The organism is uncultured Dokdonia sp. (genome assembly GCF_947492815.1).
Lineage (GTDB): Bacteria > Bacteroidota > Bacteroidia > Flavobacteriales > Flavobacteriaceae > Dokdonia.
The window spans coordinates 46,381-59,768 of record NZ_CANLOB010000005.1; the positions used below are offsets into that span (position 1 = coordinate 46,381).

5 protein-coding genes are annotated in these 13,388 nt (G+C 36.5%); all 5 read right to left on the reverse strand.

Annotated features, from left to right (window positions below):
- Positions 1-434: 434 nt before the first annotated feature.
- Positions 435-5,369, reverse strand: a complete 4,935-nt coding sequence (locus tag Q1A01_RS07000) for a leucine-rich repeat domain-containing protein (protein ID WP_299678057.1) — start codon at positions 5,367-5,369, stop codon at positions 435-437.
- Positions 5,370-6,667: 1,298 nt separating this feature from the next.
- The gene (locus Q1A01_RS07005; protein ID WP_299678060.1) at positions 6,668-7,315 is read right to left on the reverse strand and encodes a response regulator transcription factor; all 648 of its coding nucleotides are present in this window, start codon (positions 7,313-7,315) and stop codon (positions 6,668-6,670) included.
- Positions 7,302-10,340 (reverse strand): ATP-binding protein, encoded by a 3,039-nt coding sequence (locus tag Q1A01_RS07010; RefSeq protein ID WP_299678063.1) that lies wholly within the window; start codon positions 10,338-10,340, stop codon positions 7,302-7,304. Before Q1A01_RS07010 ends, Q1A01_RS07005 begins: the two co-directional genes overlap by 14 nt.
- 49 nt (positions 10,341-10,389) lie before the next feature.
- A complete protein-coding gene (locus tag Q1A01_RS07015) occupies positions 10,390-10,830 on the reverse strand; it encodes a retropepsin-like aspartic protease (RefSeq protein ID WP_299678066.1) in 441 nt (146 codons plus the stop codon).
- Positions 10,817-13,387, reverse strand: coding sequence for a CHAT domain-containing protein (locus tag Q1A01_RS07020; RefSeq protein ID WP_299678069.1), 2,571 nt, complete (start codon positions 13,385-13,387; stop codon positions 10,817-10,819). Before Q1A01_RS07020 ends, Q1A01_RS07015 begins: the two co-directional genes overlap by 14 nt.
- Between the last annotated feature and the right edge of the window lies 1 nt (position 13,388).

Genomic DNA, 13,388 nt, shown 5'->3' on the forward strand with positions numbered 1-13,388 from the left:
ATCTCATCACACTAGTTATCAAATTTATGGGGTCTTGAAATGCTGAAACAAGTACAGCACAGGTAAGTTCAAGATGACGTATTAATTAACCTCTAATTCTACATTACAAAATGATAATGCAAAATAGAGTAATGTTCTATTGATAGAGTGTTATTCTATTTATGGTATTACGAAAAGGGATCACATTATGTTTGTCTCTTCGAGCGTAGTCGAGGAGTTTTAGGTATGTATTTTTGCGAGCTCTCGACTGCGCTCGAGATGACAAGTTGAGATTCCCTCCCCTATCTGACGACAGGCAGGTTCCCGGGAATGAAGAGAATATAAAATCAAAAAAGACCGAACTTGCGTTCAGTCTTTTTGGTAAAATGGTATAGTGATCCCCCAATCCATATTCCATTTTATTCTACGTTTCCTTATACTTTAGGAGTATATCATTATCGTAAAATCAATTTTTTAGTAACCGTATTTTCTTGCGATGTGATTTGTATAAAATACATTCCTCTGGCAAGCGCACTTAAGTCCATTGTTTGTGATTGATTGAAGCTACTTAGATCAATAGTTCTAACGATTTTTCCATTTACATCTGTAATGACTGCATTTTCTAGTATTGAAGATCCAGCATATGCGAGTGTCACTTGACCCTGTGATGGGTTAGGGTAGAGGGTAATTCCGCTTTCGCGAAAGCTTTCTTCGTCTGTACTCAATATCTCACTCTCTTGGAAAACCATCGTAAATCTGTCTGTGTATAGACCCTTTTGAGCTGTAAAGGTATAGGGTTGTTCGTTTAGGTTAACAATGGTATCCAACACATGATCAATGATAAAAACGGTTGCATTTTCTATGGCGATTCCTTCAAGGTTGCCGATGCTTATGGTGTACGGGCTTATTTCTTCAATAGAGGTGGAAAAGCCAAGCGCAATTTCCATTTCAGCATCAAAAGTTTCTCTTGACTGAATACCCAATAGTTCTCCAGAATCTAGGGTTGTAAATAGAGATAAGAAGGTCCCCACTCGCGGACTATCATAGCCTTTGTCAATCGCAGGAGTAGCATTAGATGTAAACCCAATACCTGTTTGAGCAATGGCTTCGTCAAAAGCGGTTGTAGTCAAATTGAGCCATAGTTTATCAATATCTGTACTGGTATCACTACTTCTAAAGCCATCATTATTTCCAGTCACACGGATGCTATTGGTAAATACTACAGGTGTTCCAGCGACCATTTCTGCTTGATCTGCTTTGATACCAAATCCTTGTCCAGAAGCCATAAACTGACTAGGCGGTGTTCCTCCATTTACGGCAGCAATACCCATTATGGCATTACGTATCGAAATATCATTCATAGAGAAGTTACTGGTTCCAAAACCAGGAAGCTCTGATGTAGGATTGGTGATATGATCCCAATAGTACACTTCGTTTATCGCATCATTAGCATTAATAAATGCTGTGACATCTATCGCCGAAGCATATGGATTTCCTAATAGATTATAGTTGTTGGTAGTCGCAGGGCCATTGTAATTAATCGGCACCGATATGGTTCCTGAGTTTAAGGTTCCCGGATTCATGACATCTTGTGTGTAGGTAAGGGTATAGGCACCATCTCCTACATTGGGTTCTGGTTGTGGGAATATGAGTTGTCCGATACCTGCACTTGGTAAAGCAGTACTTCCAGTGACAGGTAATAAATAATCATTGTTATCATCAAGGAAGTTTTCTGAAAACTCAAATTCTGGGAACTCCACAAAGTCAATTGTAAAAGGTACAAAGTTACTAGGGATGATACTAAAAACGGCTCTAGAATTTCCATAGACTCGATCTCTAGCTTCGGCAGTAACTGGACTACTCATGGCTACAAAATTACGATCGTCTATGATTGGGGTTGTTTTCGCGACAGCGATACTTCCATTATTGATAGTCACAGCATCTTCTTCTACCTGTACGATGCTTCCTGCGTTAGCTACATTTATGGCACCGTTAGTATTAACAGTGATATCTCCTTGGGTTTGCACATACGTGTTGTCTGCTACGGTAAGCGTAGCAAGCGCAGTATCACCTTGTACTTCTAGGGTGTTTACATCAAGATTTCCATTTGTGGCGGTGTTATAATCGCCGGCAATGATGGCCATATCATTTTGTCCGGGTACATCTGGAGACCACATAGAACCGTCCCATGTCGTCATAATACTAGGACAAATAATGGCATGAAAATCGTTATAATTAGCACTATTGGTATAAGTATCTAATGCATCACAAGGGACTGTGAGCGTAAGATCTGAGCGATTAGGAGTGGTGAATTGTGCAAAACTATTAGACTCTATTGTAGGAGGAGTAGCACCTAAAAAGGTCACACTATGCTCACCCGTACCAGGAGAAGAGGGTGCTGCAAATCCAAAAGCACTAGCACCTATACTTGTTACATTATTTCCAATAGTAACACTTGTTAATTGATTAAAACCAAAAGCTCGCTCGCTTAGAGTTGTTACATTATTAGGAATGGTTACCGCAGTTAAGCCACAACTACCAAAAGCTGCTATTCCTATAGTTTCTACACTGCTAGGAATGGTAACTGCTGTTAATAAAGCTTCGCCTTGAGCAGCTCCTTGCCCCTCAAAAGTTTCTCGTTCTATACTAGTAATCTGGCTGGGTTCTTCAAAGTGAACACTGCTTAATCTATTAAATCGAAAAGCATTACGTGCTAAAACAGTTACACTGTTAGGTATATCAATACTCTCGAGTAAATTACGTTCAAAAGCAGAGTTTCCTATGCTAGTAACACTATCTGGAATGGTAACTTCTGTTAATGAATTAGTTTGAAAAACACGATCCCCTATAGTCGTTATGCTATTAGGAATGGTAACCTCTGTTAGACCTTTACCAAAAAAGGTAAAATCATCTCCTCCAATAGCACCTATACTGGTTACACTATAGTCAATAGCATTGTTTGTTACTGTTGATGGAATGTTCACTACAGTACCTCCTGCCACATCATAATCTATAGCACTTACTGTAGATGGTGAGGTTTCTATATAGGTTATAAAATCAACCGTAAACATAGTTGCTTCTCTTTCTATAATTAAAGTAAAACTCCCTAAGTCCCAGCCTGCGCTTTCGTAGGCCTCTGTTGTGCCTATTGGAACTGTTATTTCAATAATTGTTGCTGATAAGGTAAAGTAATTATCATATGTGGGTATGTTGTCTGGTATAAATGAGTTTACCAAAGTTAAATTAGGGTTATTAGCAAAAGCAAATCCTCCAATACTCGTTACACTTCTCGGAATCGTAATTTCTGTTAAGTTATTATCAAAAAAAGCTGCTTGCTCAATACTAATTACACCATCAGGAATCGTTACCTCTGTTAGGCCGTTAAGTTCAAAAGCAGCTGCACCTATGCTTGTTACATTATAATTAACTCCATTATTTGCTACAGTAGCAGGAATCGTAACAACAGTCCCTCCTGCATCATTGTAATCAAATACTTTTACCGTAGAGGCACTGGTTGTTTCGTAGGTTATATTGTTTATTGTAAATCTTCCTCCAAGTGTTTTAAACCCTGTCCAACCTGCATTTAAATAAGCTTCTCTTGTTCCAACAGGTACTTCTACGGTAATATTTTGTCGTATGTCTCCACCTGCTTCATCCGAAAAAATAGTAGTGTTATAAGTAGGGATATTTTCTTCAACATGTAAAGTTAATGTATCAACAAGCGGATTATTTGCAAAAGCACGATTTCCAATATTGGTAAGACTATTTCCTAAACTAATTTCTCTTAATGAATTATTTAAAAAAGCATCTTCGCCTATACTCATTACACTATCGGGTATTGTAAGAAAAAATATTCTATTATCTTCAAAAGCCCTTGAACCAATACTGGTTACACTGCTTCCAAGAGTGATATTTTCTAGTGAATTACCAAAAAAAGCTCCATCACCTATAGTCTCTACACTATCAGGGATCACAACTTCTAGTAAATCATTATTTACAAATGCGCTAGCTCCTATAGTAGTTATCGTATTTGGAATACTAACAGTTTCTAAGGATGAATTATTACCAAAAGTACTAGCTTCTATACTTGTAATACTGTTCGGAATGATAACGCTTGTTATTGAATTAAGAAAAAAAGCTCTTTCTCCAATACTCGTAAGGCTATTAGGTAGGGTAATACTATTAATAAAATTACCTTCAAAAGCACGAGCACCTATACTTGTTACACTATTGGGTATCACAACCCCTTCTATTATAGCACTATTAAAAAAAGCAGCTTCTCCAATACTAGTTACCATCAAACTGGTACCATTATTCGTTACGCTTGATAGAATATTGATACTTCCTTGGTTACCATTATTATTATATGCAATAGCACTTGCTGTAGTTGGAGAAGTTGGGGTGTAGGTTATATCATTAATAGTAACTGTTTGTTCTACAATAGTAAATTCATCCCAGCCAGCATTTTCGTACGCATTTATAGTTCCGTTAGGTACTATTAAAGTAACATTTTCTGGAAAAGCAACATGACTAATGTACGTAGGAATATTTGATGCAATATTTGATCTTATTGTGACAAGGGATGTATTGCTAGAAAAAGCTTGTGGGCCAATGCTAGCTGAACTGGTAAGGATATTGATATTTATTAATTCGTGCCCTGCAAAAGCGCGCGCTCCTATGCTACTTACGTTGTCGGGAATAATGAGCTCGGTTAAATTACCAAATTCAAAAGCTTCTTCACCTATATTAACAACACTACTTGGAATCGTAAGGCTTGTTATTTTACTATTCGCAAAAACTCTTTGTCCTATACTCGTTAAACTACTAGGGCTTTCAAAAGTAACTGCATCTACCCCTCTAGAAACACCAATACCTCCTGAAAAAGCGCTTTCCCCTATACTTGTTACGCTATTTCCTATTGTAAGACTTATATTTGTGCTACTAGAAAAAGCCCCAGAAAAAGCACCTGAAGCTATAGTCTCTACGCTATTAGGGATTATAAGAGTGCCCATTAAACTATTAGCAGCAAAAGCAGCCTCTCCAATACTAATTAAACTGTCTGGTAATGTAAGGCTTGTTAATCCACAAAGTCGAAAAGCTATAGCTTCAATAGTCGTTACCGTATTTGGAATACTAACACTATCTAATTGGATTTGGTCAAAAGCTGCTGCCCCTATAGTAGTTACTCTATAATTAGTACCATCATTTATTACAGTAGGAGGAATAATAATGTTACTTGTGCTAGTTGCTCGACCAGTGACTTTTACTGTAAATGGAAAAACAGTCGATGTTACTTCGTAATTTAAATCGTCTCTAGTAAAGGTGTCTTGTGCTTGTAAAGCATTTGTGATACTAGTAATGCAAATAATAATAAGTAGTATTTTTTTCATAACAATAGGGATGCTAGTTTAGGATGTAAAAGTAGGCGTAAGAGTTTTCTTTACCTATACGTACCTCCTGCAAAAATTACGTAGGGGTACGTAGTCCTTGAAACTGAAAATGAAATCGAAATCGAAGTTGAAAAGGTAATTGAGTGATTTTCGCTTTACGCGAAAATAGCGTTGTACTGAGCCTGTCGAAGTGTACCGAAATGACCGGTTACGAAATTGAAGTTGAATACAGCAACTTAATACGTCCTTCTGAATTCATTTCAGAATCTCATCACACTAATTGTTAGGCTCATGAGATCTTGAAACAAGTTCAAGATGACGCTGGAAGTTTAAAGTTATTTGGTGTTAGATGTGTAGTATGATTACTAAAATATATAATGTAAGGTGGTTGAGTGATTTTCGCTTTACGCGAAAATAGCGTTGTACTGAGCCTGTCGAAGTGTATCGAAATGATTGATTACGAAATTGAAATTGAATTTGAAATCGAACTTGAAATTGAAAAAAGAAAAGGTGACTGAGTGATTCTGACGGAGTCAGAATTGTATCGAAGTTACCATGATGAAAAATGAAGTTGAAATTGAAGTTGAAAAAAGAAAAGAAAATAGATTTAAAAAAGCTATCTAAAAGCAACTTAATACGTCATTCTGAATTCATTTCAGAATCTCATCACACTAATTGTTAGGCTCATGAGATCTTGAAACAAGTTCAAGATGACGCTAGAAGTTTAAAGTTATTTGGTGTTAGATGTGTAGTATGATTACTAAAATATAAATGTAAGGTGGTTGAGTGATTTTCGCTTTACGCGAAAATAGCGTTGTACTGAGCCTGTCGAAGTGTACCGAAATGACCGGTTGCGAAAAAGAAAATTGAAAAAAGCAACTTAATACGTCATTCTGAATTCATTTCAGAATCTCATCACGCTAATGAGAAACTGAAACAAGTTCAGTTTGACGAAATTCCCTCCTAAGAAGGCGATGTGCTGAGCTTGTCGAAGTAAGGGCTAGGTAGGTGTGAATTTTGAGTTTTTCTCCAGAAATGAGAACCATAGGTTACGCCTGAATTCTACATTGCAAAATAAAAATAGAGTACTACGCTATCGTTAGAGTGCTATTCTATTTCTGGTTTAATGGAAAGGTATCACCATGTATGTCTCTTCGAGTGCAGTCGAGAAGTTTTTAAGGTATAGTTACACGAGCTCTCGACTGCGCTCGAGGTGACATAATCAGAAGAAAGAGTAAAGAGAAAAAAATATATTTACCCTTGATTCCTCTGCTCTTTGCTCTATTTTCTTTGTTATTTTAGATAGAGAGTATCAATTCTTGATGTTCTTGGGTCCAGACAGAAAGAGAGTCTAAGCCAGTAGGTAATTCTAGTTTTGCAATGATATTAGCACGATGTTTTTGTACCGTACGTACAGAAATGCTGAGTAATTCTGCAATTTCTTTAGAGTTCTTATTTTGAGCAATAAGTCGTAAGATGGTACGTTCTGAGGGAGATAGAAGTTTGACTTTTTGTAGTTGAGGACTGATTTCTCCTTCAAAAACAGCATCAAATGTCGCACTGAAATAGGTGTTTCCTGCTGCTACTTCTTGAATGCATTTGTCTATCTCCATAAAAGGTTCGTCTTTTATGATGTATCCAGCAATGTTTAATTTTTTAGCTTTTAAAACAAAGCCTTTTTCTTTGTGGGAGGTTAAAATAATAAAACGTGTAGTAACGCTTAATGCTTGACATTTTTTAATGACTTCAAACCCTGTTAATAAGGGCATCTCAATATCGAGTAATGCGACATGGGGTTGTTCTTCTTTTATATAATCTAATGCGAGCGCGCCATTTTCTACGGCTACTATATGTGAATATCCGTGGGTATGTAGTGCGTTTTTAAGCCCTTCCAATAGTAATGGGTGATCATCTGCTATGAGTAGGTGTATGTCATTTTTTTGCATAACTATGGGGGATTTGTGCCGTGGTTACTGTTCCTGATGTTTGACTACTTTCTATGGTTACTATTCCTGCTAATATACGAATACGTTCTTCCATGGTTTTTAATCCTAAACTATGGTTCTTTTGTTTTTCAGATACCTTAAAACCTTTTCCGTTGTCTTTTATGGTGATTTGTATCGTGTTTTTTTCTTTTTGAACCGTTACTGAGAATGCTTTCGCGAAAGCGTGTTTTATAATATTAGATACATTTTCTTGAACAAACCGGTAAATGTGTAGTGCTTCATTTTCGTCAAAAAGATCATCAATATCATCAATGTCTGCTGAGACAAAAAGGTCGGTTTGTTCATCTACGTCATAGAGTAACTGCTCAATACTACCGCTTAGCCCTAATTGTTTGATAATGGTAGGATACAATCCTCGAGAGATATGACGTATTTCTTCTAGGGCTTTATGGGTAAGCTCACTTATAGTTGTTTTTCCTTGTTTTTGAAGTTTTTGTTTGATTAAGGTGAGTTGCTGACCAACACTATCATGTAAATCTTTAGCAATGCGAGCGCGTTCTTCTTCTTGCGATTGCATTAAGTCTTGTGAAAAGCTTTCTTGTAGGCGTTTGCGAAGTTGTTGTTGTCTGAGCATCCAGAAAAGGATGCTAGATATGATTACTGTTATGATTAGGAAAAACCACCAGGTCTTATAAAAGAAATCTTTGGAGTATATGGGAAGTAGGAGGGAGTCTCCAATTTTCTTGCCTGAAAAGTCTAGTGCTTCAATTTCTAGAAGGTAGTTTCCAGCAGCAAGATTTGGAAAGCGTATGGATTGTGTATTTCCTATAGATACCCATTCTTTATCATCAAGGCGGTAGCGGTAGCGTTCGTTTCGTGTTACATCAGGTTGTGTCAAGGCAAAACCAATTTCTAAGGCACGATTTTCTGATGGGAGTGTGATGGTTTTTGCTTTACCGCTTTGCTCTCCCAATGGTCGTGAATCTCGCAAGCTCGATTTCGCGAAAGCGAACTGATTATGTGATACGCTATATTTTTTATCTTGTGTATTATAGGTGCTGATACGTAAAGGAACGATTTGCGCTGTATTGATTTCTGGCTGAAGTTTTTCTGGATCAAAAAAGTTTAACCCTTGTATGGTACCTACCAAAAATCCATCTTCTGTCTTTAAAGCACTATATCTATTGGCTTCATTATTTGTAAATCCGTCTTTTACAGAAAAGCGATGTATTTGTTTTGATGCTGGATTGAAGGATACAATGCCGTTAAAGGTGTTGATCCACCAATTGTCTTGATCGTCAAAAAGAATGGTTGCAATACCTGCCTGGAGGTCGTCTTCATATAGGGTTTTGAATTCTTTAGTCTCAAGATCAAACGTGGTGATGATGCCAGAACGTGACCCTTGGATATATCCATACTCAGGGTGATACTCTCCCATAAGAAGAAAAGGGTCGGGTAGCTGTGTCGGATCATTATATAATGCATGCTCTTTTGAGCTAAGATCATAGGTGAGTACTCCTTTACTTGTACTTGCTATGATGTGATTATCTGCTTTACGCCACTCAAGATCATAAATCTCTAAGGAATCTGTAGCTACCAGAGGTGTGTGGGTTTTCTTATGTGTGTTAAACTCCATAAGATTGTACCCCTTGGTTCCATACACAATGGTTGAGTCTGTAGGGCGTACCATGCATATTACAGGGTAATGTCTATAATACTGTATTTCTCGTGTTAAGGTGTCTACCTCAATAATTCCTCCAGCAGTATCATTACTCCATATCGTACTGCCTTCTATAAAAAAATTACGAGAGGAGGATGGTTTTAAAACGTCTCCTTGTTCAAGAATGGTATAAGGTTTTATGGTGTTGTTACTGCTATTAAAAAGCTGCCATCCATCCTTTTCTGTAGCAATAAGGTGTTTTTTTTCTGAGAAAGGCGTTATGGCTCTTATCTCTTTGTCAGGGAGCAATGTCGTTACAATATCTGATGGGAATTTTATGTAGTGTAATGTATTGTTAGTTGTAAACCAAGCATCACGTTGTATGTCTTTGGATACGATTTCAAAACTACTAGCAGGGCCAAATTTTTTGTCTTCGTATACAGTGGTTAATCCTTTCGTTTTATGTAATGTTTGTATAGATAATTGATCATTATAGGATGAAATAATGGTATGTCCTCCTTTTGGGTCATTGTACGTTTTTAAAATAGTACTAAGAATTTGATTTTCTGTAGCCGTTATAGGGATTAGCTCCATTGCTTTGGGATCTATGCGATATACTTGATGGTAATTGTATAAGAGTGCATAGTGTTGTCCATTTACTTGGAAATGTCCATCAATCCATTTTTTACGCAAAGCGAGTTCTCGTTCGTTTTCAAACCCTTTTGGGTCAATGGTTTTTACGACATCTCCTTCCCAAGTAACAAAGGTGATAGGGAAGTTGTCATCACTAATAACAACGACATCTTCAAAAGGAATAAACTGTGTTTTTTTATCTATCTTAATACGATTAACCTTTGTAGTAAATCGAAATGTTTCTTCTAATTTTAAATCAGGATGTATGATATTGACAATCACTTCAAGGTTATTTTGAGTAATGACATAGTTTTTGTCTTGATACTCAAAAACAGAGGAAATCTTTGTGTGTATGGGTAGGTGTATTTTTATAAATTTGGTAGTGATAGGATCAAAAAGATACAGTGAACTATCTGTGACGATGTAAAATTGCCCATCCTTTCTTTTATAAATGTCAAAAATATTACTATCATCAGGTGTCGAGATGGTATGAAAAGAATTTCCGTTAAAGCGTTGTAAAATAGTTGGATTTGCGTTGGCTATAAGTTTGGAGCGAGCTGGATTAACACCACCGCCCAACCAAAGAAATCCATTTTGATCAAACTCGAGTGTATTGACGTTGTCTATCTCCAATCCATCTTGTTGGGTGAATTGTTTTAAATATACCTCATTGTTTTGTGCATGACAAACACAACAGTAGCATATAAGATAAACAAGTAAGATTATTCTCATTGAGGGCGAGATTTTTAATAAAATCTTTCCCTACAATATAAGCTATATTTTACTTTTTAAGATATAAGCAAGTGTACTGATAATCAATGATTCCTTTTCCGAGGTTGAGGATGTCTGCTCCTAAAATGCCATGTACAGGCGGTGTGTTGTGATTTTCTAAAGCGGTGTTCACATGAGAAAGATCAAATAGTACAAGGTTAATATCTTCTCGTTTCCAAGTGCCGATTTTAATGCTATTTTCTTCAGATAACTCTGTGCGCATATCTGTAGCGCCAGCACCCGCAGCAAGTACTTCACTTTCTTCGCTTACTAATTTAAAATGCTCAGCAAATGTGAAATCTACACATGAATTTGAAGCGCCTGTGTCTAGAATAAAAGAACCTTTTACACCATTGATTTTGGCTGTGATTTCTAGGTGTTGTGTGAGGGTAGGGAATAACCGAATGCGTGTATATCCTTTTGCTAATAAAAATTCTCTAAGACTTGCCATATTTTCTGATCAAAACAATGCTCAAAAGTACTCCAAAAATACCCAGTATCCACCACCATAAGGGATGATTTTGTTGGCTCGGAATATCTGTAGGGCCATAGTATACGAAGGCGCCCCAATAGTAGGGTGATTTCTTACTGTTAGATATGTTTTCATCTTGAAGATAAGCGCGTTGGGAGATTTGAAGACTGGCGTTTCTTGATACTGTTTCTTTAAGAGTTATGTAATACCGACTCATCAGATTTGCCGTAGATTGGTCGTTTACTTTCCAAAGTGAAAAAAGGACACTTTTTGCACCTGCATATTGAAATCCCCTGGCAAGACTTAAAGGCCCTTCTCCAGAAGCAATACGTCCAATGCCAGTTTCACATGCACTTAATACAACTAGATCTGGGTTTAGATTTTTGCTATATAATTCATTCAGGTATAATGATCTGTCAATAAAAGCGATACTAGCTGGTTCTGTAAAACTACCTCCTGAGGCATGTGTTGAAAAGTGGAGTATTGTATGTTGTGATGCTTTTGTAAATGTATTATTTACGGAAGCTTTGTTACTCATGAGTAATTCAGTATTGAACGTTTCTTGTATGGCTTTTGCTTCTTCTTTTGAGTGTTCTAAAGCTAAAGACGTATTTTCAAAAACAGGAAATACTCCTAATACGGTGGTAGCATCTTGTAAACCTAGATTTGGCTTTAAATATTCTTTATAGGAGCGTTGAAAAGTAGTTTGCGTTTCTTTGAGTAGGAAAGGCATTTCACTAAAAGTACGTTGGGTACTCGCTGAGGTAAGTAAGGTATTAAAAGGAACAAACGCAAGTATACCATCAGGTATGATCACCATTTGTGTAGATGGAATTATATGAAGTGCCTTAAATACATTGAAAGATTGTTTGCTAAAACCAGATGGGTCATTCAATATAGTACTTGCATTTTCAAAATACCTATTATAGACTATACAACTATTAAATAACTGATCTAGTGCTTTTCTATCTACAGCAATCTGGTGGAAACGTATTTCGTTAGGGCTTATTACAAATTGATAGACGGTTTGTAGCCCGAAGAAATAACTTATAATAGTTTGTTGAGATTGTGTTGCTTTAGTTTGGATATCCTGAAGTGTAAAAGTAGCCTTGGATGGCTTTAAATCTGGATGTTTTTTAGAAATCGCTTCACGCAGTTTCTTTTGTAATAGTAGTTCACTTGAGTATACGCTTTGTAACTCTTCTAAACCTTTGATATCTGTAGACTGTTGTTTTTGTAATAACTGTACTTCCAGTTGTGCTAATTTTTGAGTGCGTTGTTCATATTCAATAACTAAGTTGTCTTGCGCATATTGCGAGAGTTTTGCCTTGTCATTCATCGCCTCGCTTACTAAACTGGCTTTAGATCGGTCGCTTATTTGTATTGCTTTTTCCAAAAAAGTAACATCTTTTTGATCTTGGTATAATTCATATAACAAGCTAATTCGCTCTTCACTTCTTCTCTTATCTGAAGCTTCTAAAACAAGTCTAGATTGCTGAGAAAGCTGAGGAGAATTCAATAAGTCAGACACCTCAGCAGCGCCTTCATAGGCTTCTAATGCTTTTTCTTTTCGATCTTTTTGTTTATGAATTTCTGCATGGAGGTCTAAAGCATCCATGAGGGTGTTTTCTGCGATCAGATTTGTTTTGTTAGGTGTTTTTCCAGAAGGATGATTAGGATGCCAAGTTCTATATATGTATTCCAATTGGGTAATCGCTGCTTCGTAATCTTGTTGGATGATACATGCTTGTGCAAGTGCTAACTTAGATTTTGTAATATCTCTTAGGGTTTGATTAGGAAGCTTTGTTTGTATTTCAATAGTAGTTTCTAGTAGTTGAATAGCTTGTGTTGTATTTCCTTTTTGAAGTGCAATTTGTGATAGTAATTTATAGGCGTTTATTTGATTAGGATCCTTTTTTATGAGTTGTTTTGCCTTGTTTTCTGCTTTTTGATAGTTTCCAACACTTAGGTAATTGGTCGCCAGATTCATCTGTATGTCTTTGTTTTTAGGTGCTAAGACATACGCTTCCTCTAGAATACGAATAGCTTGTGTGTACTTTCCTTGATTTTGAAGCGGTATTGAAAGATTAATAAGGCCAGAAAGGAGGTCTTGTGAATTGTTTTGCTTTCGCGAAAGCGTAATATATCCCTTAATCAAATTTTCAGCTTCAGTATATGCATTGGTTTTTGTGTACAAATTTCCAAGCGGAATCATTGCGTAGGTTACAATATCGTATCCTTCCAACTGATATTGACTGTATCTATCTATAGCATTTTCATATCTGGCAATGGCTTTATGAAGTGTACCTTGTCGTTCTTGGTAATATGCAATATTGCAATCTACCACTACTTTTGCAAGATGGCTTTTTAAATTAGGTGTTTGTAAACTATCTGATGCGGTAATTAATTGGCTAAAATTATCTTGGGTCGGGACTTCTAAAAATTGATCTAGTACTTTATAAAAAGATGTTTCTTGTGCTTGTAAATTCCCTATAAATAGGAGTGAAAAAATAGCAAAGAATACCTTTTTAAACATA

Excerpts from the sequence above, each read along its gene's own strand:
- Q1A01_RS07015 (WP_299678066.1), bottom strand. The coding sequence starts at position 10,830 with ATGGCAAGTCTTAGAGAATTTTTATTAGCAAAAGGATATACACGCATT.
- Q1A01_RS07010 (WP_299678063.1), bottom strand. The coding sequence starts at position 10,340 with ATGAGAATAATCTTACTTGTTTATCTTATATGCTACTGTTGTGTTTGT.
- Q1A01_RS07020 (WP_299678069.1), bottom strand. The coding sequence starts at position 13,387 with ATGTTTAAAAAGGTATTCTTTGCTATTTTTTCACTCCTATTTATAGGG.
- Q1A01_RS07000 (WP_299678057.1), bottom strand. The coding sequence starts at position 5,369 with ATGAAAAAAATACTACTTATTATTATTTGCATTACTAGTATCACAAAT.
- Q1A01_RS07005 (WP_299678060.1), bottom strand. The coding sequence starts at position 7,315 with ATGCAAAAAAATGACATACACCTACTCATAGCAGATGATCACCCATTA.